Origin of the sequence: Streptomyces yerevanensis, from assembly GCF_000716805.1 — a bacterium.
GTDB classification, from domain to species: Bacteria; Actinomycetota; Actinomycetes; order Streptomycetales; family Streptomycetaceae; genus Streptomyces; species Streptomyces flaveus.
This window is the reverse complement of record NZ_JNWJ01000023.1, coordinates 106098-128098: the sequence shown is the minus strand read 5'-3', so window position 1 is coordinate 128098 and position 22001 is coordinate 106098. Positions and strand designations below refer to the sequence as shown.

Genomic DNA, 22001 nt, shown 5'->3' with positions numbered 1-22001 from the left:
CCGCTCCCGATCGCCGAACTGACCCGCCGCGCCGCCTCGGACCCGCACCCCGCGAGGGTCGAACACGGCAGAACCCTGACCGACTTCACCGGCGGCGCCGCAGCGGTCACGGACGCGGCGGCGGTGGCCTCACCGGCACCACCGCCCTCGGCGTTCGGCTGATTCGAGACCGGCGGCACGGCGGTACAAGGCGTCACAGCCGCCTGACCACCCGCGTCGCCACGGCCGCGTACCCGATGCCGACGGCCAGGGAGGTGAAGAGCGCCAGGAGTGGGAAGTCGTCCGGGACGTGGGGATAGACCTGGAAATGCGTCAGGTAGATGTAGAGCGAGCTGCTCGCCAGGATGCCCGCGATCCGGTTGAGCGGGCCCAGGCTGGGCAGCGTCGGCACCCAGATCAGCAGCGTCAGCCCGGCCACCACGAGAGTGGTGCGCAGCGGCTGGTCGTGGAAGAGGCCCGGGAGTGCGAGCAGGAGTACCGCCGTCAGCAGCGACCGCTGTCGCATGGTGGTCGCCCGCGCGGCAGCCCACCCCAGCGCGAACAGCCAGAAGACCACGGTGGGTCCGAGGTGGAAGCGGGCGGGTGCCAGGTCCGGCAGGTCGTACCGGCCGATCAGCCCGACCGCCAGGAGCGCCAGTGGCACCCCGAACGCGTACCGCCGCTCCAGCCGGTCCAGCAGGGGGACTGCCATCAGTACGGCGAGGACGATCAGGATGTAGACCAGCGCCTCCACGAACCAGTAGTGCCATTCGTGACGTTCGGTCCCCTGGTCGAGGAGGCTGTTCAGCAGCAGGGCGTTGGCCGGGTCGTAGAGGCCGGTCAGCGCCACCGCGCCGGCGATCCACGCCACGCTCGGCACGGCGACGCGGGCGATGCCACGCCACAGGTGCCGTAGGCGCGCGCGGCGTTCGGCCCCGGTGAGATGGAAACGGGCGAAGTTGAAGCCCGCGACGCCGATCAGCACATGCGCGCCGCCCTGGAGGGAGAAGAAGGGTATGTGCGAGGCGACGATCAGAACGATGCCGACTGCGCGCAGGGCTACGCCGGTTTCCAGCGTGCGACGGGTGCGCCAGGACCGCGAGGGCCGCGGGGACTCCGGGCCGCGGGTACGGGTACAGGGCCGTCCGTTCCACCGGGCCGACCGTTTGGCGGCTCCGGCTTCCGGGGCTTCGCCGGCTTCCGCACCTGCCGGTCCCGTCACGAGAGTTGCCAGGGCGCGCAGTTCGCGGATCGGCTTCGTGTGCCAGTCGGTGGGCAGCCCGCCGAGCGCCTCCTCCAGCCGCAGGGACATCTCGACGTAGGACAGCGAGTCGCCGCCCAGGCTCACAAAGCTGCTGTCCTCGGTGGCATCGGCCCGGTCGAGGATCTCGGCGTAGAGACGGCACAGGTCCCTGGCGAGCCCGGCCGCCTCTTCCACCTCCTCCGGAGCCGGGCGCGTCAGCCGTCGTACGGCCTCGTAGTCGGGCTTGCCCGCGGCGAGCCGCGGGAGTTCGGCGAGGACCCGGACCCGTATCGCGCGGGCCGGGATTCCGCACTCGCCGGCCACCAGGCGCCGCAGCCGGTCACCGTCGGCGGCCTTGTCGCCCACCGCGGCCACAGCCAGCGCGTCGCCGTCTCCCGTGCAGTACGCGGTGACCCCGTGCCGCTCCAGCAGTGCCTCGACGCGCTGGGGCTCGATCCGCAGACCGACGATCTTCACGAACCGGCCGCGGCGGCCCACGATTTCGTAGAGTCCGTCGGGCGCGCGCCGGGCGAGGTCCCCCGTGTGCAGTTCCCGTACGGTCCGGCCGAGGGCGAGGTCGGCCGGGCTCTCGGCGTAGCCGAGCATCACGTTCGGGCCCGAGTAGACCAGTTCGCCGATCCCGGGATCGCCCTGGTCGTCGACCGGGTGCAGCCGGAAGGAGCCACCGGGGATCGGCACCCCGACGGCTTCCGGGCGCTCGGCGGCGAGGTGCGGCGGCAGGTAGGCCATACGGGCCGTCGCCTCGGTCTGCCCGTACATCACGAACAGTTCCCAGCCGGACCGGCGCCCCAACTCCGCGTACCGTGCGACGCGTTCGGGCGCGAGCCGGCCGCCCGCCTGAGTGACGCGGCGCAGATGCGGCAGCCGTATCCGCTCGAAGCCGACCCGGTCGAGCAGGTCGAAGGTGTACGGCACCCCGGCGAGGGACGTGCCGCGGGCGGTGCGGAACTCCGCCCAGAAGGCCGGCTCCGACACCGAACGGTCCGTGAGGATCAGCCCGGCGCCGCGCAGCAGGTGGCTGTGGACCACCGACAGGCCGTAGCAGTAGTGCATGGGGAGGGTCGTGGCCGCGCGGTCGGTGTCGGAGATGCCGAGGTACGTGGCTATGGACTCGGCGTTGGTCTGGACGTTCTCGTGGGAGAGCCGCACCAGTTTGGGTGAGCCGGTCGAACCGGAGGTGCTCAGCAGCAGGGCGAGACCCGGATGGAGGGTGTGGCTGCTGCCGTGGTGCCGCTCGTCGAGGGTCCAGGTGCCGTGGTCGTCCGGCCGGGCCACCACGTCCGGGTCGTACGCGGCGGTCAGGGCGCGTATCGCGCGGTCGTTGCCGCCGGGGACGAGCAGCACGGGGTGGCCCGCGGAGAGGGCGGCGAGGTGGACGACGAGGGCGTCGGCCCGGTTGCCGCCCGCCAGCAGCACCAGTCGGCGCACGGGGCCGAGGCGCTCGGCGGTGGCGGCCACGCGTTCTGCCAGCCGGCGGTAGGAGAGCTCCCCGTCCGGGGTGATCAGCGCGACGCGGTCGCCGTACGCCGCGAGCTTCCGCGCGAAAGGCACGCCATACGGACGTACGGGCGGCGCGCTGTGCGGACGTACGGGCGGTTCCGGAAAGGGGACCGAGGCGGGCGGGGCGGCCGACGGGATGGAAACGGTGGGCGGCGCCTTTAGGGGCCCGAAGGGGTCGATCACGGTGCGCGCCTTTCCGCCAGCGGAGTCCGCTGATAACACAGATCCCTTGACGCTTAGGCAAGGTTTACCTTATTCATAGCATGTTCACAGTTGGCTAAAAAGCGTCACTACGCCGCTCGCCGCCCGACGACGCGACCTGCGGCGTCGCGGCGAGCCACGCAGGAAGGCACCCTCATGCGACGCCCTCTGGCTGGCCGAATCACCGCGCTCGTCGCGGCCGGCCTGCTGCTCCCCGCCCTCGCCGCCTGCGGCTCCGACGACGACAAGAGCAGCTCGGGGGAGGGCGGCGACTCCGCCCTCGTCATCTACTCCGGCCGCAACGAGAAGCTGGTCAAGCCGATCCTCGACAAGCTGGAGAAGGCCGTCGGCACCGAGGTCGAGGTGCGCTACGGCGACAGCGCCGAGCTGGCCGCGCAGATCCTGGAGGAGGGCGACCGCACCAAGGCCGGACTGTTCTTCTCCCAGGACGCCGGGGCGCTCGGCGCCCTCTCCAAGGAGGGCATGCTTCAGAAGCTGCCCCAGGCCACCCTCGACAAGGTGGACACGGCCTACCGGGGCGGCGAGGGTGACTGGGTCGGCCTCTCCGGGCGCGTCCGCGTCATCGCGTACAACCCGGACAAGGTCACCGAGGACGAGGTCCCGGACAGCGTCCATGACGTGGTGAAGCCGGAGTGGAAGGACAAGGTCGGCATCGCGCCCACCAACGCCTCCTTCCAGGCCTTCGTCACCGGCATGCGCGTCCTGGAGGGCGACGACACCACCCGCGAGTGGCTGAAGGCGCTGAAGGACAACGGCGCCAAGACCTACGCGCACAACCTCGCCACCCTGGACGCGGTCGAGGCCGGCGAGGTCTCCCTCGGGCTGGTCAACCACTACTACTGGTACGAGCGGGTCGCCGAGAAGGGCGAGGACAAGGTCGGCTCCAAGCTGCACTTCCTGCCCGGCAAGGACCCCGGCGCGCTGATCAACGTCGCCGGGGCGGGCGTCCTCAAGGACAGCGGGCAGAGCGAGACCGCCCAGAAGGCCGTCAACTTCCTGCTGTCGAAGGAGGCGCAGACCTACTTCGCCGACAAGACCATGGAGTACCCGCTGGCCGCAGGCGTCACCAGCACCGTCGAGGGCCTGCCGCCGTTCGACTCCCTCGAGTCCCCCGACATCGACCTGGGCAAGCTGGAGTCCATCCAGGAGACCCAGGCCATGCTCCAGGACGTCGGACTGGTCTGACGGCCGTGCCCAGCACACCGCGATCCGCGCCGCGCCCGGCCGGGGCACCGGCCCCGGACGGAGCCCCCGTCCCGGCCGGGGCTCCTGCCCCGGCCGTACGCGGTCGGTTCCGTACGCGGTTTCGTACACGGCTAAGTACGCGATTCCGTACGCGGACCGGGCGCAGACCACCGCCGGCCTTGCTCGTCCCCGCCTGCGTGGCGGCCCTCTTCGCCCTGCTCCCGCTCGGCTATCTCGCCGTCCGCGCCCTCGAACGCGGCCCCGGTTACGCCTGGGACGTCGTCGCGGACGAACGCACCCTGCACCTGCTCGGCCGCAGCCTCGGCCTCACCGCCGCGGTTGTCGCGGCCAGCCTGGTGCTGGGCGTCTCGCTGGCCTGGCTGACCGTACGCACCGCCCTGCCGGGCGCCCGCGCCTGGTCGGTGCTGGCCACGCTGCCGCTGGCGGTGCCCAGCTACGTCGCCGCCTTCGCCTGGCTGTCCGCCGCCCCCGGACTCGCCGGTTTCGCGGGCGCCGCACTCGCCCTGACCCTGGTCAGCTTCCCGTACGTCCACCTGCCGGTAGCCGCCGCGCTGCGCGGCATCGACCCCGCGCAGGAGGAGGCCTCGCGCTCCCTCGGCCACGGCCCGGCGGCGACCTTCCTGCGGGTCACCCTGCCGCAACTGCGACCGGCCGCGGCGGGCGGCGGGCTGCTCGTCGCGCTGTACGTGCTCTCCGACTTCGGCGCGGTCTCACTGATGCGGTACGACACCTTCACCCGCGCCATCCACACCTCGTACCGTGCGTCCTTCGACCGCACCCCGGCCGCCGCGCTCAGCGTCGTGCTGGTGGTGATGACGGTGGCCCTGGTCGCCGCCGAGGCCCGTACGCGCGGACGCGCCGGGCACGCAAGGACCGGCACCGGCACCGCCCGCCCGGCCGTACCGATGGCACTGGGCCGGTGGCGGCCCCTCGTCCTCCTCTGGTGCGGGGCGGTCGTGGCCGTGGCCGTCGTCTTCCCGCTCGGCACTCTCGCGTACTGGCTGACCGCCGGCAGTTCGGCCACCTGGGACCTGGGCGCGATCGCGGACACCGCGTGGGCCACGCTCACAGTCGCCGCGGCCGGGGCCGCCCTCACCACGGCCCTCGCCCTGCCCGTCGGGGTGATCGCCGCCCGGCACCGGGGGCGCGGCGCGCGCCTGCTGGAGCAGGCGGCGTACGCGGGCCATGCGCTGCCCGGAATCACGGTCGCACTCTCCCTGGTCTTCTTCGCGGTCCGCTACGCGTACCCCCTGTACCAGCAACTCCCGCTCCTGGTCGGCGCGTACGCGGTCCTCTTCCTGCCGGTCGCGGTGGCCGCCACGCGGGCCGCCGTGCTCCAGGCGCCGCCCGTGCTGGAGGACGTGGCCCGGTCGCTGGGGCGGCGGCCGTGGCAGGTCCTGCGCGAGGTGACCGTGCCGCTGGCCGCGCCGGGGGTGGCGGCGGGGGCGGCACTCACGTTCGTGGTCTGCATGAAGGAGTTGCCCGCCACCCTCCTCCTGCGCCCCACCGGCATGGACACCCTGGCCACCCGCCTCTGGACCGAGACGGGCGCCGGGTCTTTCGCGGCGGCCGCCCCCTACGCTGCCGCGCTGATCCTGCTGGCCGCGCTCCCTTCGTACCTCCTGGGCAGGCACCGGACATGACGGACGTGACGGACATGAACGCGAAAGAAAACGCGAACGAACTGCACGTCGAAGGGCTCACCAAGTCCTACGGTGACGGCGGCCCCGTTCTGCGCGGACTGGACCTGACCGTGCCGACGGGCGCGCTGGCCGCCGTCCTCGGCCCCTCCGGCTGCGGCAAGACGACCCTGCTGCGCATCGTCGCCGGCTTCCTGCGCGCCGACGCGGGCACGGTACGGGTGGGCGACCGGGTCCTGACCGGCCCGGGTGCGGGCGTCCATGTCCCACCCGAGCGGCGCCGCGTCGGCATCGTCCCGCAGGAGGGCGCGCTGTTCCCGCACCTGAGCGTGGCGCACAACGTGACCTTCGGCCTGAAGGGTGTGGACCGGGCCGAGCGACGCCGCCGCACGGAAGAGATGCTGGAACTGGTCGGCCTGGCAGGCTACGGCGACCGCATGCCGCACGAACTGTCGGGCGGCCAGCAGCAACGCGTCGCACTCGCCCGGGCGCTCGCCCCGCGCCCTCAACTGGTGCTGCTGGACGAGCCGTTCAACGCCCTCGACAGCGCGCTACGGGCAGGAGTACGGGCCGACGTGCGGACAGCACTGCGCGCGACGGGAGCCACGGCCGTGCTCGTCACCCACGACCAGCAGGAGGCCCTGTCCACCGCCGACCTCGTCGCCGTCGTCCGCGACGGCCGTGTCGCCCAGTGCGCCACTCCGCAGGATCTCTACCGCCACCCCGCCGACCCCTGGGTCGCCGACTTCGTGGGCGACGCCGTCCTGCTCCCCGGCACGGTCGAGACCGACAGCACGGCCCGCACCCCGCTGGGCACCGTGCCCCTGGGCACCCCGCCCGCGGGCCTGCGCACCGGCACGGTCCTGCTCCGCCCGGAACAGCTCCGCCTCACCGACCCCACCGCGGAAGACGCGGCACGGGGCACGGTGACCGACGTCTGCTACTACGGCCACGACGCCATGGTCACCGTGTCCGTCGACGGCCACGACGCCCCGGTCGGCATCCGGGTCGCGGGCCCGCTGCGGGTGCGGCCGGGGGAGGAGACGGGGGTGCGGGTTGTGGGGGAGGGGGCGCTGCATGCGGAGGGGGACGTGCCGGATCGGCAGGGGTAGGCCCGGCCCGGCGCCCGCCGGAAGGCTCACCGGCGGGCGCCGCGGAGCCACGGCGGTAACGGACGCGGCGGCGGTGGCCTCACCGGCACCACCACCGTCGTCGGCGTTCGGCTGGCCCGCCTCGTGCCCCTTCCCGAATCCCCAGCCCCACGCCGGTCGTCCGGAAACCGGGTGCGGACTGTCGGTGCGGTGATGTGTGATCGGGCGTATGCCAATTGTGTTGGGTGAGCCGGGAGTTGACGGGCTGAGCGAGGCTGTGGGCGTGCTGCGGGAGTGGCAGTACGAAGGGGCGCCGATGCAACTGCATCCGGGGGACCTGGGCTGGTTCTGGCGGTTCGGCGCGGAGGCGACGGCCGCGGCGGTCCGGACGTGGAGCCGGGACGGGCGGATTCTCGCCGTCGGGCTGCTGGACGGTCCCGGGCTGTTGCGGCTGACGATCGCGCCGGACGCTCAGCGGGACGAGGAGCTGGCGCGGCAGCTGGTCGAGGATGTGACCGAGCCGGAGCGTGGCGTACTGCCCGAGGGGAAGGTGAACATCGAGGCGCCGATGGGCGCACTGGTCCAAGATCTGCTGTCCGAGGACGGCTGGAGTGTCGACGAGCCGTGGACGCCGCTGCGCCGCGACCTCACGGAGCCGGTGAAGGATCCGGGCGTGCGGATCGAGGTGATCGGGCCGGAGCAGGCGCACGTGCGGGCCGCCGTACAGCGGGCATCGTTCGACGGGTCGACGTTCACGGACGAGCGCTGGCACGCGATGGCGGCCGGATTGCCGTACGCCGACGCCCGGTGTCTGGTCGCGTACGACGACCAGGGCGACGCGGTGGCGGTGGTGACGGTGTGGTCGGCCGGTCCGGGCAGGCCTGGGCTGCTCGAGCCGATGGGCGTGCACCGGGAACATCGCGGCCACGGCTATGGCGAGGCGATCACCGTCGCCGCGGCGGCCGCACTCCAGGAACTGGGCTCGTCGAGCGCGATCGTCTGCACCCCGAGCTCCAATGTCGGCGCCGTCGCCACCTACAAGTCGGCCGGCTTCCAGCAACTCCCCGAGATCCGGGACCAGTACCGGGACGCCGAGAGCCCGACGCTGTGATCTCGGAAGTCGAGGTCGGGGCTGTCTGGCGGCTGCTTAGGAACGACCTGTGATCGCTGACCTGCAGTGTGTGGTGCTGGACTGTTCCGAGCCGACGAAACTCGCCGAGTTCTACTGGGCGTTGCTCGGTGGGGCTGTCAATCAGCGAGATCGGCGGTGGGCCCTGGGCGACGACTGGGCGACCTTGCATACGCCGTCCGGACTCGTCCTTGCCTTCCAGCGGGTAGCGGACTGCAGGCCGCCGCTGTGGCCTGACCCGGCCCGGCCTCAGCAGTTCCATCTGGACTTCGGTGTTGCGGACCTGGATCGAGCCCAGCAACAGGTGCTGGCCTCAGGGGCGAGGGTGCTGGACGACGGTTCCGCCGGCCGGAGCTGGCGTGTCTATGCCGATCCGGCAGGGCATCCGTTCTGCCTGGTGCGGCACTGAGGACAGGGAATCCGCTGCAGTCGACCGAATTCCTACTCGTTTGATAATCTCGCCGCATGGCTGAGCGTGAAACTCCGTACAGCATCGGTGAAGGGCCCGCCACCAGGGTCAGCCTCTCGCTCCCAGAGGGGACGGCCGAGGCGATCCGTCAGCGGGTCGGCAAGCGGGAGTTCTCCGCGTTCATCACCGAGGCGGTGGAGCGTGAGCTGCGCGGCCGGATCCTGGACGAGTACCTGGCCGACTACGAGCACCGCCAGGGACCGATCTCCGAGCAGGAACAGGAACGGGCGCGACGCGTCTTCGACGAGGTGTTCGCCGAGGAGGGCCAGTGGCCCGCCGCAAGCTGACTCACGAAGGCACCCTGGCCCTGGACTGCGAAGGTCTGTCCAAGTTGGTGGGCGACCACGAGCCCGTCGTCGCCCACGTCGCTGAGGCGCGCAAGCGGGGCATGGAGGTGGTCATCAGCGCACTCACCATCATCGAAGCGGTCCATCGTCGGACCGACCGGTCTCGGCTCGCGTGGGTGCTGTCCGGCATGCGGATCGTGCACATCGGTGATGAAGAGGCGAAGGCCGCGTCGAACATGCTGATCAGTGCCGGACTACATGGTCACAAGTACGCGATCGACTCCGCCGTGGCTGAGATGGCGTTGCGGCAGCATCGTCCGGTGGTCATGCTCACCTCGGATACTGACGACATGGCGAAATTCTGCGGGGACAGGGTGCGCCTCGTCGCTGTGTAGTCGACGCTCACGACTGGCGTCCGATGCGGGGGCTTGTAGCATCTGGGCACCGTGGTACGAGGGGGAAGAGTGATCGAACTGTCCGACATGATCCGCGAGTTGAGGCAGCAGTTGGCCACTGCGCTCGCCGACGGAGCCGGAGAGGCCGTGCGGTTCGAGCTCGGTCCCGTGGAGGTCGAGGCGACCGTCGCCGTCAGCCGGGAGGCGGGCGGGGATGCCAAGGTGCGACTGTGGGTCGTCGACGGCGGGGCGAACGGCAAGTACGCACAGGCGGAGACGCAGCGGGTCACGCTCACACTGACTCCCAAGACCGTCGCAACGGACGGTAGTTTGACGCAGCCGGTGGCGATCGTGGGCGACGAGGTTGACGGCGAACGCTGATCGGGGACTGTGGCCGGAGCGGGTCGCCGAGATCATCGTCGCGCCAGGCGGCGGTGGAGCGGGTCGGCGTGGATCCGGATATCTCGTTTCGCCAGGCAAGGTGCTGACCGCAGCGCATGTCGTCGAGGGTGCGGCGGGCGTCAGGGTTCGGTTTCAGGCCGACCGGCCGGGCGAGCGGATCGTCGAGGCGGGCGTGGTGTGGCGGCACGAGGGTATCGACGTCGCCGTGCTCGCTCTCCCGGACGGAGAGGACACGGCCGTAGATCGTGTCGCGTACGGCCGCGTCGGCGAACAGGACGCGGTGCTGCGCTGCACGGCTCTCGGCTTCCCGCGCTTCAAACTCCGTACGGACGAGGATGGTTCACGCTTCCGCGACGCCGAGCACGTGCACGCGACCTGCGCGGTCCTGTCCAACCGGCGCGAGGGCACCCTCGATCTCGGTGTCACCTTGCCTCCACCCGACGACCCGGATCCCGAGCGGGACGCATGGGAGGGGATGTCGGGCGCGGCTGCCTTCAGCAACAGCCGGCTGGTCGGTGTCGTCACCCACCACCACCGCACCGACGGACCGGGCCGTATCGCGGCGAGCCGGGTGGACCGCTGGGCCGAGCTTTTGAATGTGACAGAACTCGCGGAACTGTCACATCTTTTGGGATGCGGACTGCACCCCTCATCGCTGCCGGACGCCGTACCGGTCGCCAGGCTCGACCTCATCCAGGAGGTCTACCGCGCGCAGCTCGCCGATATCGCTCCCGAGGAACTGAAGGACAGGGACGCCGAGTTGGCAGACCTCGTCGCGTTCTGCGGCGGCCCGGACAGCTACCTCTGGCTCCAGGGACCGCCCTGGGCCGGCAAGACGGCGCTCGCGGCGTGGTTCGCGCTGCATCCGCCCCGCGGTGTCGTCCCGGTCTGGTTCTTCATCACCGCGCGCCACGCGGGTCAGTCGGACAGTCATGCGTACACCGGGGCGGTCATCGACCAACTCTCCGCGATCGCGGGCCGCGAGGCGACCGGCAGCGGCTCGCCGACTGCCCGCGACGGAGAACGCCGGCTGCTCCTGCGCCAGGCCGCCGAGCGCGTCGCCCAGGACGGAGGCACCCTGCTCCTTGTCGTGGACGGACTCGACGAGGACCAGTCCCGGGTACCCGGCGACAATGGCGCGAGCATCGCCTCCCTGCTGCCGACCAAGCTCCTGCCGAACGTCCGCGTCCTGGTCACGAGCCGTCCGAGCCCCGGGCTCCCGCCCGATGTCGGCGGCGGACACCCCCTGCGCCATTGCCGGGTCGTGAAGCTGTCCGCCACGGCAGCGGCCAGGCATACGGAGCACGAGGCCAGGTTCGACTTGGAACAGGCGTTCTCCGGAGACCAGTTGCAACGCGATCTCGTCGGCCTGCTCACCGCCGCGCGCGGCACCCTCACGGTCGAGGACCTGCGCGAACTCACCGGCGAGCCGACCTACGAGCTCCGCAAGCGCCTCGGCAGCGCCTTTGGGCGCATCCTGCGGCTGCGCGGCGGCTACGACAGTTCCTCCGACGGAGACGTGACCCTGTACATGAGCAGCCGCGGCTACCTCTTCGCCCATGAGACGCTGCTTGCGGCAGCCCAGGACGCATTGGGTCCGGACGTGGACGCATACCTGGAGCGGCTGCACGCGTGGGCGGAGTCGTACGCGAGCCGGGGCTGGCCGGAGGACACGCCGCCGTATCTGCTCCAGCCGTATGGGCGGTTGGTCACCGTCGTGGGGGACGTGTGCCGGGCCGTCCGCCTCGCCACGGACGTGCGGCGGCGTGACCGACTGCGGGAGGTGACGGGCAGCGATGCGGCGTGCCTTGCCGAGATCGCAGCGGCACGGCAAGTCGTTCAGCGGACGACGCCCGACGACCTGGTGGCGCTTGCGACACTCGCGGCCGCGGGGGATCTGGTGGCCCGGCGTAATGAGTCGCTGCATCCAGACATCCCGGCCGTGTACGCCCGTCTCGGCCGGGTGCGCCACGCCATTGGTCTCGCCCGTAGCGTCTTCCGGCGCTTGGACCGCGTCCGGGCAGTGGCAGGCGTGGCGCGTGTGCTGGCGGAGACCGGTGACCGGCGGGCGGTGGGGCTGGCGGAGGAGGCGGTGCGACTTGCTGAGGAGGTGGTGGAAGAGGGGCGGCGGCCTCACGCCCACTCGTATCTCACGGCGGCGCAGGGCACGCTGACCACCGCGCTGGCGCTGGCGGGCAGAGAGGGCGAGGCGGTACGCCGACTTCGCGAACTGCCCCGGCCGCAGGGGGTTTCGGACGCCAAAGTGTTCATCAAAGCGTTGGTCACGACTGCCACCGTGCTCCGGAACCCGGCGTGTGCAGCCGATGGGCTGCGCCTGGCGGAGGAGTCCGCCGACCGGATCGCGTTCCTGCCGGCTCGTGTTCGCGTTCTGGTGACCGTCGCCGATGCATGGTCGTCTCGCGGTTTCCCCGAGGAAGCGATCCGGCTCTACGACTCGGTGGTCAGGCTCGCCCGACAGCACGCGCGTGGTTTCGAGAACCTCCCCGCGGTCGCCGCGGAGGCACTGCGCGAGACGCGCCCGCGCGAGGCGGAGCTCCTGGCCTCGCTGGCCGTGACGGAGCCGACGGGGCACGCGGTCGTTGGAAGGGCGACATACGGTGCCGTACATGCTCTCATTGCCGCCAACCGGATGGCGGACGCGCAGCGGCTCGCGGTGGCCATGCATGACGAAGCGGATCTCCGGGACTGGGGGAAGCGGTGGCAGGACACCTGGCTGGCGATCGCTGAAGGGTGGGCCCGCGAGGGCGCGGCGCACGAAGCCTGGGCAGCTCTCGAAGCGACCTGGAACAACTCTGCGCTCTTTTCCGACAGCGACGGCTCCACGGCGCGAGTTGCCGAGCTCCTTGCGAGGGCCGGTGCTGCCGAGAAACTGGAAGCCCTGCTGCCCGCCGCTGCGGACTCCTCGCGGTGGGCTGTTGGCGAAGCACTCGCCGCGCTCGCCCTTCACTTCGCCGCCCACGAACCGGAGCGATCACTGCGACTGCTCCACCAGGCCGAGCACAGGCATCACTCGGTGGGCGAGCTGACCTCTCTCCCCCAGCATCGCCGCCTCGCGGCTTTCGCAGGCGCGCTTGCCGCCGCAGGCCAGCCTGATGAGGCCGAGCGACTCGTGGAGACAATCACCGAGGTCAATGCGCGCGCCTGGGGTTGCGCTGTCGTATCCGTGGCTGTCGCGCACGGAGACACAGGCCGAGCGCTGCGTCTTGCCGAGCAGGCGGTCGAGCTGGCGCTCGCGATCGACCGCTTCTCCCTTGCCCCTGACGCACTGACGGCCGCTGTCCAGGCGCTGGGGTGGGCGGGTGCGACGGAGCGTGTCGCTGAGGTCATCGAGAAGCTCTCGAGACAGGACGGCCCGTTGAGCAAGTACGACCTCGATCGTGCCCGCACAGAGGCGGCTGCGGGCCTGTGGTCGCATGACCCGGACCTAGCAGGCCAATTGGTGGACGACGTGCTCCGCGACATGAACGGGAGATCCGTGTCGCGTGTTGCGCAACTCCTCGTCGCTGTGGGGTTCCATGACAGTGAGCGTGGCACCCGTATCGAGCAGTTTCTGCTCCGCCAGGACGCGGACCCTGACGTGCGTCAGTCGTACCGCGACGGGGTACTGCTCGGCCTGTTGGCCGCTGCCGCCGACCCAGCCGCTGCCCATCACCGCCTCGATGCGGTGACATCGGAACCAGAAGAAGCACCGTGGCCACAGGCAGCAACCGGGGCTGCCGCTGTTGCCTACGCCGCGCTCGGAGACCACGAGACGGCCCGGACCATCGCCCGGCGTGGAGAGGACGAAGAGGGGCGCTCGGGGGCGTTCGCCCAGCTCGCCGCATACGCCGCTTGCGTGCCGGGCGACTCCGCGGCCATTCCGCTCCTTGAGGGTCCTTTCAACGTTGTGTCGCCTGCCCGTCGCTTGGCCGCCTTCTTGCTCCCGCCCCCGTCCGGCCCGGACCTGCCCCGTGCAAGAGCCCTTCTTGCGGAAGCCCTCACCCCGGAGGGCTGGCACCACGCCGTCCCAGTCCTCGCCGCGATCGACCCCGACGCCGTGCTCCGAGTACGGGACGTCGTCTTCGCGCACCTGGGGCTCAGCGACTGAGGTTTCCGGCCTTCAGAGCGTGCAGGAGACCCGCGAAGGCACGGGACGTGGTGGTGGCGATCTCGTGCGGGTGGTCGCTTTCCCGGAGGTGTATGCGCTCCGGGGCCGTTGCCGCCAGCTCTACGCACTCGCCCTCGCCGCCGCCGCTGAACGAGGACTTCTGCCAAGCGAGTTGGGGCATCGCGATTCCTTTCACAGGGTGTACATGACGTGCTGGATCAAGCTCAGCGAGTCGCGGCACTCGTGCGACTCCGGTGCCGATTCCGGGTCGACCGGGTCCAACGCCAGCTCGGAGAGCCGCTCGAACATTTTGGCGTACTCGTCGAGTTGGTCTCCATCGTGTAGGAACAGCGAGTTGACCGGGTGCTCCAGATAGACCGTGTCCAGCTCGGGGGTTACGCCGCCGAAGATCGCGAACGACCGGCTGTACGCGGAGTAGACGCCTGCCTCGAACGGCACGACCTGCACGGTCACGTTGGGCAGCCGGGATGCTTCGATCAGCCGCAGGAGCTGCCTGCGCATCACGCTCGGGCCACCGACGCGGGTGTGCAGGGCGGACTCGTAGATGACGGCACGGTAGGTGACGGGGGTTTCCCCAGTGAGGGCGCGTTGCCGAGCCATGCGGAACTCCACGTATCGTTCGGCCCGTTGGATGTCGTCCTCCGTCTTGCCGAGCACGGCACGGGCGTACTCCTCGGTCTGGAGCATGCCGGGGATGAAGAGCGGTTCGTGCGTGCGCAGAATCGCTGAGCGCGACTCGAGTTCGGCCAGATTCCGGGCGACCGGACCGATCGTGTCGTCGAACTCGTCCCACCAGCCTCGTCCGCTCGACTGCCCCATGCTCATGAGCTCGTCGAAATACGGTCCCGGCGTGCACCCGTACTCGCGGAGCAACAGATGGAGGCGGTTGCGCGACACGCTGAGCCGCCCGGATTCGATGTAGCTGATCCGCGAGCGCTCGCCTTCCAGCAGTTTGGCGGCGTCGTCGCTCGACAGGCGCGCGCAGAGCCGGAGTTTGCGCAGCTCGGCACCCAGACGGCGTTGACGCTCGCTGGGGCTGGTACGTGGCGGCATGGTCCCTCCCTGTAACTGTGCGCAGTGTGCCGCGAACGCTCCGACGTCGTCGACCAGTTGTCTCTCGAGTCACCCACAAGGGTTGTCATGGGCGTTCACGATTGAACTCCACTCATGAATGACCATACCGTCGGCATCGAACCGACCACTCGCGTCACGAGGAAGTACCCCCGCCCTCAAGCCAGTTGACGAGGCCCGGATCTGGTCACCGCGTAGACGCCCAACCCGAACAGGAGCCCTCATGGAAAGTCCTCCAAGTCCCAACGCCCACCCCCACCCCGCCGACGTCTCCCTGGTCTTCCCGCCCCACCCCGCCTGGGTCCGAGCCGCCCGCGAAACCGTCCGCACCCTCCTCGCCGCCTCCGGCCGTTCCGAACTCGCGGACGCCGCCGTCCTGTTGACCTCCGAGGCCGTCACCAACTCCATCAACGCCTGCGCCGCGAAGGGCTGCATCACCCCCGTCACCCTCCACGCCGGCTGGGCCGACCCCGCCCGCCTCTGCATCCTCATCCACGACGAAGCCCCGGGCCTGCCCGCAATCCGCACCGCGGCGCACGACGACGAGGACGGCCGTGGCATGCACCTCATCTCGTACGGTGCCGACGCCTGGGGTGTGTGCACGCACGGTCCGGGTCGGGGCAAGGCCACCTGCTTCGAATTGGGGCGACCACGCTGACGGGGACACTCCCGCAAAAATCGTGAACACACAGCGGGAAACTGTCCTTCGGGCGCTCAATCGAGCAGTGCGTGAACACGGCAGGGAGAAGTGCTCACACTTTTCGACACAGCACCCTCCCAGACCCACCGCCGCGTCCGCCGCGCGGCACCGCATCCACCGCACGCACCACCGCACCACACCGCGCCACGCGGCCGCACCATCACCCCCGCCCTCGCCCGCGCTCAAGACCAGGGGCGCGGCACCCCCCTCAAGTGCCGCGCCCCATCCCCCCGTTCCCCCTGTTTCCCTCTACTCAGTGGTCACCGGAGGCAGCTCCCCCGAGCGAGCTGCCTGTGCGTACCAGTGGGCGCTCGACTTCGGCGTACGAGCCAGGGTCGAGTAGTCGACGTACACCGCGCCGAAGCGCTTGCCGTAGCCGTAGGCCCATTCGAAGTTGTCCAGCAGGGACCAGAGGTAGTAGCCGCGGACGTCCGCGCCGTCGGTGATCGCGCGGCGGACGGCCGAGAGGTGGCCGTGCAGGTACGCGATTCGCTCGGGGTCGTGGACACGGCCTTCCGGGTCCGGCTTGTCGTCGTAGGCGGCGCCGTTCTCCGTGATGTACAGGGGGAGTCCGGGGGCCAGGCTGGTGTAGCGCATGATCAGCTCGTGGAGGCCGGTCGGGTCGATCGACCAGCCCATCTCCGTGCGCTCGCCTGGAGTCTGATGGAACATCACATCGTCCGCGGCCGGCCAGGGGGAGTACGAGCTGGCGCCGTGGCCGTCCGCGCGCGGGCCGGCCGGGGCGGCTTCGGCGGCCGAAACCAGCGTCGGGGTGTAGTAGTTGAGGCCCAGGGCGTCCAGCGGCTGGTGGATCAGCTCGAGGTCGCCGTCGAGGACGTACGACCAGTCCGTGACCGAGGACGTCGCCTCGAAGAGCGTCTCGGGGTACACGCCGCCCAGCATCGGGCCGTGGAAGACGCCGTTCGCCAGGTCGTCGATCCGCTGCCCTGCCGCCAGGTCCGCCGGGTCCTGCGAAACCGTCCTGATCACCGAGGAGTTGAGGCTCACCGCGATCGTGTTGCGGGCGGGCATCGCGGCACGCAGGGCCGAAGTGCCGAGCCCGTGCGCCAGGTTGAGGTGATGGGCCGCCTTCAGCGAAGCCGCCGCGTCCGTACGGCCCGGAGCGTGCACCCCGGACCCGTACCCCAGAAAGGCGCTGCACCACGGCTCGTTGAGGGTGATCCACTGCTCGACGCGGTCACCGAGCGCCTCGCCGACGATCTGCGCGTACTCCGCGAAACGCAGCGCCGTGTCGCGCTCCGGCCAGCCGCCCGCGTCCTCCAGCTCCTGCGGCAGATCCCAGTGATAGAGGGTGAGGGCCGGCTTGATGCCGTGCGCGAGCAACTCGTCCACCAGGCGGCGGTAGAAGTCGAGGCCGCGCTGGACGGCGGGGCCGCGGCCCGTGGGCTGCACCCGCGACCAGGACACCGAGAAGCGGTACGCACCAAGGCCCAGCTCCGCCATGAGGGCCACGTCGTCGCGGTAGCGGTGGTAGTGGTCGACAGCGATGTCACCGTGTTCGCCACCGGCCGTCTTGCCCGGCGTATGACTGAAGGTGTCCCAGATCGAGGGTGTACGGCCGTCCTCCCGCACCGCCCCTTCGATCTGGTACGCGGAGGTCGCGGCTCCCCAGAGAAAGGCGGGGGGAAAGGTCACAGGCTCAGGCATGGAAGCGCTCCCATAAGGGGTCGTGGAGGGCCGAGGAGTAAGTGGGGGAGATGAGCGGGGCCGGGGCGTCGATGACCCGGCCCCGTCGGGCGGAGGCGCGGCGGGTCAGCCCTTGATCGCGCCTTGCATGATCCCGCCCACGATCTGCTTGCCGAACAGGAGGAAGGCGATGAGCAGCGGCAACGTGCCGAGCAGCGCGCCTGCCATGATCACCGACTGGTCGGGGACGTAGCCGGTACCGAGGGCGTTGAGCGCGACCTGCACGGTCGGGTTGTCCTGGTTGAGGGCGATGATCGGCCACAGGAAGTCGTTCCAGGCGAACACGAAGGTCAGCAGGCCGAGCACGGCCATCGCGGGCCGCGCCGCGGGGAAGACCACATGCCACACGATCCGCAGACTGCTCGCGCCGTCCACACGCGCCGCCTCGATCAGCTCGGTGGGCAGCGCCTGCACCAGGTACTGCCGCATGAAGAACGTGCCGAAGGCGGTGACCAGCGTCGGCAGGATGACGGTCTGCAGCTGGTTTGACCAGCCGAGGTCGGCCATCCACAGGTACAGCGGCACGATGGCGAGCTGCGGCGGGATCATCATCGTGCCGATGGTCAGCAGCAGCAGGATGCTGGAGAACTTGAACCGCAGCTTGGCGAAGGCGAAACCGGCCAGCGTGGAGAACAGGACCGTGCCGACGGTGATGGTGGTCGCGACCAGCGTGGTGTTGAACATCGCGGCGCCGAGAGAGGCCTCCTCCCACGCACGCTCGAGGTTCTTGAACAGATTCCCGCCGAACCACAGCGGCGGCGGCGTCTGCGCGAGCCGCTGGTCGGTGCGCGAGGCCGCGATCGCCGTCCACACCAGTGGCGCCAGCGAGACGAGAGCGAAGATGGTCAGGACCACATAGGTGACCGGGCCCGCGTGTAGCTGCTTGCCCGCGCCGAGCATCCGGGGGCGCCGGAAGCCCCGGTCGCTCTTCGCCTTCGCCCCCTTCTCCTGCTCCTTCTCCTGAGTGAGGGGCACTTCGCTGGTGGTCATTGGGACTTCCTCAGGCGTCGGGAGACCAGCAGATTGATCACGGCGATGAGCAGCAGGATCAGGAACATCGACCAGGCGATCGCGGACGCCTTGCCGAGGTTGCCGATGACCCAGCCCTGGTCGTACATGTACAGGCCGAGCGTCTGGTAGTCGTGGCCGGAGCCGCCCTTCGAGCCGCTGACCCCGCCGAACAACAGGGGCTCACCGAAGAGCTGCGTCGCGCCGATCGTGGAGACGACCACCGTGAACAGGATCGTCGGCCGCAGCTGCGGGACCGTCACATGGATGAACTGCTGCCAGCGGTTCGCGCCGTCGAGGGACGCCGACTCGTACAGGTCGGCGGGGATCGCCTGCATCGCCGCGAGGTAGATCAGCGCGTTGTAGCCGGTCCACCGCCAGATCACGATCGTGGAGACGGCGAACTTCGAACCCCAGTCGGACTCACGCCAGTTGATGGGGTCGACCCCGACGAAGTCGAGCAGCCAGTTGATCATGCCGCCGTCCCAGGAGTACAGCAGCACGAACACCAGCGTGGCCGCCGCCACCGAGGTGGCGTACGGGGTGAGCATGACCACCCGCCACACGGTCGAGCCGCGCAGCTTGTAGTTGAGCAGGTGTGCGAGCCCGATCGCCATGATCAGCTGCGGCACGGTCGAGATCACGCCGATGACGAGCGTGACCCACAGGGAGTTCCAGAAGAAGTCGGAGGACAACAGGTTCTGGTAGTTGTCCAGGCCCGCCCAGGTCTGGTTGTCCAGGTCGGACAGCTGCACGTTGTGCAGCGAGTACCAGGCCGTGTACAGCAGCGGGACGAGCGAGAAGGCCCCGAAGAAGATGAAGAAGGGGGAGATGAACGCGTACGGCGACGCCTTCATGTCCCAGCGGTACAGCCGGCTGCGCCAGGAACTGGGGCCTGGGGGCGGTGTACCGCGACCTTGAGCGCCCCGGGCCGCGCCCGGCTGTTCACCGGGCGCGGCGTCGGCGCTCGGCGCGGATTGCGCGAGAGCCTGTTTGGAGCTGGTCACTGGCCGAGCACGTCCTTGATCTCCTCGGTGGCGGCGTCCCAGCCCTCCTCGGGCGACTTGCCCTTCTGCTCGACCTGCAGGATGCCGATGTCGGTGAGCGCGGTGTTGATCGGCTGGTCCTTGATGCCGAAGTACTGGCTCGGGATGGTCTCGGCGGAGGCCGAGAAGATCTCGGTGATCGGCGCGTTCGAGAAGTATGCCGCGGTGGCGGCCGCCGGCTTCAGGTCCGCATACGCCGACGGGGTCGACGGGAAGCTGGCCTGCTTGGCGAAGACCTTCGCCTGCTGCTCGGGCGCGGTCAGCCACTTCGCCAGCTTGATGGCCTCCTTCTGGTTCTTGCTGGCCGTCGGGACGCCGAGGAAGGCGCCGCCCCAGTTGGCCGCGGTCGGCGCCGCCGCCACGTCCCACTTGCCCTTGCCGGAGTCACCGGACTTCTCCTGGATGTAGCCGATCATCCACGCCGGGCAGGCCACCGTCGCAAAGGTGCCGTTGGAGTAGCCCTGGTCCCACGGCTTGTCGAACTGCTTCAGCTTCGCCGACATGTCGCTGGTCGCCACCTCCATGGCGACGTTCCAGGCCTTCTTGACGCTGTCTGACTTGTCCCAGATGACGGTGCCGTCCGTCTCGTAGTAGCGCTCGGGCTCGCCGCCGAGGGCCGCGTTGTAGACGGAGGACGCGGAGTCCACGAACTTGGTGCCGCTGGGCGCCTTCTCCATGTACTGCTTGCCGAGGTCGACGTACTTGCCCCAGTCGCCCTTCCACTGTTCGGCGAGCTTGGTGCGGTCGGTCTCCAGGCCGGCTTTCTCGAACAGGTCCTTGCGGTAGCAGATCGCCATCGGGCCGACATCGGTGCCGAGTCCGATCTGCTTGCCGTCCTTGGTGGTGGCCTGGGCGTTCTTCCAGTCCAACCACTGGGACTTGTCGACTTCCTTGCCGAGGTCGACGAACTTGTCGGCCTGGGTCTCCACCGCCTCGGTGACGTTCATGATCTCGATCGCCTGAATGTCGTCGGTACCGGCACCGGCTTGCAGACGGGTGAGGGTCTTGGGCCAGTAGACGTCGGTGCGGGTGGTGACGTTCTCCTTGATGGTGACGTCCGGGTTCAGCTTCATGTACTCGTCGTAGAGACCGGCCTGCTTGTAGCCGAAGACACCGAAGGTGCCGACGGACAGCGTGGTCTTGCCGCTGCCGCCGTTGCCTCCGTCCGAGTTCGACGAGCCGTCGCCGGAGTCCTCTGCACAGCCGGCCAGCAGCCCGGCGCCCAGCGAGGCCACAGCCGCGAGGACTACCACCTTGCGGTGGCCGGTTCGGGTACGTGCGCGCATTGTCGTCCTCCTGTTGCCCTGACGTGCCGACCCCCCGGCCAACTCTCTTGCTGGGCCCGTGTGTTCTGACTTGCGGCTCGGGCGGGGAACGTGCGGGATGTGTATGTGCCAGGTACTGTGGGAGCGCTCCCACCGGTGATGTGTTGAAGGTTCGCCCCTCGATGCGGGGGTGTCAAGGGACCGGACAGCGAGATATGTCTTCAGTTATCGGGCCGTTAACTAACGGCCGGGGAGCGATCAAATCCGGTATGGGCGTCGGCAGATGAGCGCCGGAAGCCGCGTACGGACCGACACTGTTAGATTCCAGGCCACACGCGGTGCGAGCCGTGTCGGACGGGAGGCAGGGGATGGTAGTCCACGGAGCGCGGGGGCGCAGCGGCAGGCGGCCGACCCTCGAAGAGGTCGCCGCGCGAGCCGGAGTGGGCCGCGGCACGGTCTCCCGCGTGATCAACGGTTCCCCGCGGGTCAGCGACGCCACCCGCGCGGCCGTCGAGGCGGCGGTCGCGGAGCTCGGTTACGTCCCGAACACGGCGGCCCGCGCTCTCGCCGCCAACCGCACCGACGCCATCGCCCTCGTCGTCCCCGAGCCCGAGACCCGCTTCTTCGCGGAGCCGTACTTCTCGGACATGCTCCGGGGCGTGGGCGCGGCCCTCTCGGACACCGAGATGCAGCTCCTGCTGATCTTCGCGGGCAGTGACCGGGAGCGGCGCAGGCTGGCCCAGTACCTGGCGGCGCACCGGGTGGACGGCGTCCTGCTGGTCTCGGTCCACGCGGACGACCCGCTGCCGGATCTGCTGTCCCAGCTGGAGATCCCGGCGGTGATCAGCGGCCGCAGGTCCGCGGAGGAGACGCTGCCGTCCGTCGACTCGGACAACTACGGCGGCGGCCGGGCCGCGGTGGAGCACCTGCTCGACCGGGGCTGCCGCACCATCGCCCACATCGCGGGCCGCCTCGACGTCTTCGGCGCCCAGCGCCGCGTCGACGGCTACCGCGACGCGCTGAGCGACGCGGGCCGGGAGGTCGACGAGGAACTGATCCTCACGGGTGACTTCACGGAGGCGGGCGGCCGCCGCGCGATGACGGAACTGCTCGCCCGCTGCCCCGCCCTGGACGCCGTCTTCGCCGGCTCCGACGTCATGGCGGCCGGCGCCCGCCAGGTCCTGCGCGAGGCCGGTCGCCGCACACCCGACGACGTGGCCCTCGTCGGCTACGACGACTCCGCCATCGCCCGCCACATGGACCCGCCGCTGACCAGCGTCCGCCAGCCGATCGAGGACATGGGCCGCGCGATGCTCGACCTCCTGCTCGACGAGATCGCGGACCGCCGTCCTGCGGTCTCGCGAGGCCTGGACAAGCGGCAGTTGGTGCTTCCCGCGACGTTGGTGGAGCGCGACTCGTCGTGAGGGGCGGTGCTCCCGCGGTGTTCCGTGCGGTTCCCGTGGTTCGGGAACGACGAAGGCCCGGCCTGTC

Annotated in this window: 18 protein-coding genes and 1 pseudogene; 12 read left to right on the top strand and 7 right to left on the bottom strand. The window is 70.2% G+C overall.

Annotated features, from left to right (window positions below):
- A pseudogene (locus OP79_RS57130) lies at nucleotides 1-162 on the top strand (spermine synthase); the annotation flags it as partial.
- A gap of 31 nt (nucleotides 163-193) precedes the next feature.
- Here the strand turns inward: OP79_RS57130 and OP79_RS24355 are convergent.
- Nucleotides 194-2794: an AMP-binding protein gene (locus OP79_RS24355; RefSeq protein WP_033322825.1), complete on the bottom strand. Its 2601-nt coding sequence runs from the start codon at nucleotides 2792-2794 to the stop codon at nucleotides 194-196.
- A gap of 306 nt (nucleotides 2795-3100) precedes the next feature.
- Between OP79_RS24355 and OP79_RS24350 the strand changes: the two genes are divergently transcribed.
- From OP79_RS24350 to OP79_RS24310, 9 genes are all read left to right on the top strand, one after another.
- Nucleotides 3101-4150 (top strand): iron ABC transporter substrate-binding protein, encoded by a 1050-nt coding sequence (locus OP79_RS24350; protein WP_033322824.1) that lies wholly within the window; start codon nucleotides 3101-3103, stop codon nucleotides 4148-4150.
- 179 nt (nucleotides 4151-4329) lie between these two features.
- A complete protein-coding gene (locus OP79_RS24345) occupies nucleotides 4330-5814 on the top strand; it encodes an ABC transporter permease (protein WP_245685436.1) in 1485 nt (494 codons plus the stop codon).
- On the top strand, nucleotides 5811-6923 hold the full coding sequence (locus OP79_RS24340) for an ABC transporter ATP-binding protein (RefSeq protein WP_078491980.1): 1113 nt from the start codon (nucleotides 5811-5813) through the stop codon (nucleotides 6921-6923). The genes OP79_RS24345 and OP79_RS24340 overlap by 4 nt, the downstream gene beginning before the upstream one ends.
- Nucleotides 6924-7131: 208 nt before the next feature.
- Nucleotides 7132-8013 carry a GNAT family N-acetyltransferase gene (locus OP79_RS24335; RefSeq protein ID WP_033322847.1) on the top strand — a complete coding sequence of 294 codons (882 nt, stop codon included), beginning with the start codon at nucleotides 7132-7134 and terminating at the stop codon, nucleotides 8011-8013.
- A gap of 49 nt (nucleotides 8014-8062) precedes the next feature.
- Nucleotides 8063-8440 carry a VOC family protein gene (locus tag OP79_RS24330; RefSeq protein WP_033322822.1) on the top strand — a complete coding sequence of 126 codons (378 nt, stop codon included), beginning with the start codon at nucleotides 8063-8065 and terminating at the stop codon, nucleotides 8438-8440.
- 56 nt (nucleotides 8441-8496) lie between these two features.
- A complete protein-coding gene (locus OP79_RS24325) occupies nucleotides 8497-8787 on the top strand; it encodes a hypothetical protein (protein WP_033322821.1) in 291 nt (96 codons plus the stop codon).
- Nucleotides 8769-9182, top strand: coding sequence for a hypothetical protein (locus tag OP79_RS24320; protein ID WP_033322820.1), 414 nt, complete (start codon nucleotides 8769-8771; stop codon nucleotides 9180-9182). Before OP79_RS24325 ends, OP79_RS24320 begins: the two co-directional genes overlap by 19 nt.
- Nucleotides 9183-9251: 69 nt before the next feature.
- Nucleotides 9252-9563: a trypco2 family protein gene (locus OP79_RS24315; protein ID WP_033322818.1), complete on the top strand. Its 312-nt coding sequence runs from the start codon at nucleotides 9252-9254 to the stop codon at nucleotides 9561-9563.
- On the top strand, nucleotides 9547-13692 hold the full coding sequence (locus OP79_RS24310; RefSeq protein ID WP_078491979.1) for a trypsin-like peptidase domain-containing protein: 4146 nt from the start codon (nucleotides 9547-9549) through the stop codon (nucleotides 13690-13692). Before OP79_RS24315 ends, OP79_RS24310 begins: the two co-directional genes overlap by 17 nt.
- Here OP79_RS24310 and OP79_RS24305 read toward each other — a convergent pair.
- Together OP79_RS24305 and OP79_RS24300 are read right to left on the bottom strand one after the other, a co-directional pair.
- On the bottom strand, nucleotides 13682-13873 hold the full coding sequence (locus OP79_RS24305; RefSeq protein ID WP_033322816.1) for a DUF397 domain-containing protein: 192 nt from the start codon (nucleotides 13871-13873) through the stop codon (nucleotides 13682-13684). The two genes, OP79_RS24310 and OP79_RS24305, sit on opposite strands and share 11 nt — an antisense overlap.
- Nucleotides 13874-13884: 11 nt before the next feature.
- Nucleotides 13885-14766 (bottom strand): helix-turn-helix domain-containing protein, encoded by an 882-nt coding sequence (locus tag OP79_RS24300; RefSeq protein WP_033322815.1) that lies wholly within the window; start codon nucleotides 14764-14766, stop codon nucleotides 13885-13887.
- Nucleotides 14767-15007: 241 nt separating this feature from the next.
- Between OP79_RS24300 and OP79_RS24295 the strand changes: the two genes are divergently transcribed.
- Nucleotides 15008-15442 (top strand): ATP-binding protein, encoded by a 435-nt coding sequence (locus OP79_RS24295; protein ID WP_051744880.1) that lies wholly within the window; start codon nucleotides 15008-15010, stop codon nucleotides 15440-15442.
- Between the two features lie 291 nt (nucleotides 15443-15733).
- Here OP79_RS24295 and OP79_RS24290 read toward each other — a convergent pair whose 3' ends face one another.
- The 4 genes from OP79_RS24290 to OP79_RS24275 all read right to left on the bottom strand — a co-directional run bounded on the left by OP79_RS24290 (nucleotide 15734) and on the right by OP79_RS24275 (nucleotide 20531).
- Nucleotides 15734-17152 (bottom strand): GH1 family beta-glucosidase, encoded by a 1419-nt coding sequence (locus OP79_RS24290; protein ID WP_033322814.1) that lies wholly within the window; start codon nucleotides 17150-17152, stop codon nucleotides 15734-15736.
- 105 nt (nucleotides 17153-17257) lie between these two features.
- Complete coding sequence (locus OP79_RS24285) at nucleotides 17258-18091, bottom strand: carbohydrate ABC transporter permease (RefSeq protein WP_245685438.1); 834 nt, start codon at nucleotides 18089-18091, stop codon at nucleotides 17258-17260.
- 86 nt (nucleotides 18092-18177) lie between these two features.
- A complete protein-coding gene (locus OP79_RS24280) occupies nucleotides 18178-19206 on the bottom strand; it encodes a carbohydrate ABC transporter permease (RefSeq protein WP_033322812.1) in 1029 nt (342 codons plus the stop codon).
- Nucleotides 19203-20531, bottom strand: a complete 1329-nt coding sequence (locus tag OP79_RS24275) for an ABC transporter substrate-binding protein (RefSeq protein WP_033322811.1) — start codon at nucleotides 20529-20531, stop codon at nucleotides 19203-19205. Before OP79_RS24275 ends, OP79_RS24280 begins: the two co-directional genes overlap by 4 nt.
- Before the next feature lie 347 nt (nucleotides 20532-20878).
- On the opposite strand from OP79_RS24275, the gene OP79_RS24270 reads away from it, so the two are divergent.
- A complete protein-coding gene (locus OP79_RS24270) occupies nucleotides 20879-21934 on the top strand; it encodes a LacI family DNA-binding transcriptional regulator (RefSeq protein ID WP_033322810.1) in 1056 nt (351 codons plus the stop codon).
- Nucleotides 21935-22001 lie beyond the last annotated feature (67 nt).

Coding starts and splice junctions, on each gene's coding strand:
- OP79_RS24300 (WP_033322815.1), bottom strand. CDS start 14,766: ATGCCGCCACGTACCAGCCCCAGCGAGCGTCAACGCCGTCTGGGTGCC.
- OP79_RS24295 (WP_051744880.1), top strand. CDS start 15,008: ATGGAAAGTCCTCCAAGTCCCAACGCCCACCCCCACCCCGCCGACGTC.
- OP79_RS24335 (WP_033322847.1), top strand. CDS start 7,132: ATGCCAATTGTGTTGGGTGAGCCGGGAGTTGACGGGCTGAGCGAGGCT.
- OP79_RS24290 (WP_033322814.1), bottom strand. CDS start 17,152: ATGCCTGAGCCTGTGACCTTTCCCCCCGCCTTTCTCTGGGGAGCCGCG.
- OP79_RS24275 (WP_033322811.1), bottom strand. CDS start 20,531: ATGCGCGCACGTACCCGAACCGGCCACCGCAAGGTGGTAGTCCTCGCG.
- OP79_RS24285 (WP_245685438.1), bottom strand. CDS start 18,091: ATGCTCGGCGCGGGCAAGCAGCTACACGCGGGCCCGGTCACCTATGTG.
- OP79_RS24305 (WP_033322816.1), bottom strand. CDS start 13,873: ATGCCCCAACTCGCTTGGCAGAAGTCCTCGTTCAGCGGCGGCGGCGAG.
- OP79_RS24270 (WP_033322810.1), top strand. CDS start 20,879: ATGGTAGTCCACGGAGCGCGGGGGCGCAGCGGCAGGCGGCCGACCCTC.
- OP79_RS24350 (WP_033322824.1), top strand. CDS start 3,101: ATGCGACGCCCTCTGGCTGGCCGAATCACCGCGCTCGTCGCGGCCGGC.
- OP79_RS24340 (WP_078491980.1), top strand. CDS start 5,811: ATGACGGACGTGACGGACATGAACGCGAAAGAAAACGCGAACGAACTG.
- OP79_RS24325 (WP_033322821.1), top strand. CDS start 8,497: ATGGCTGAGCGTGAAACTCCGTACAGCATCGGTGAAGGGCCCGCCACC.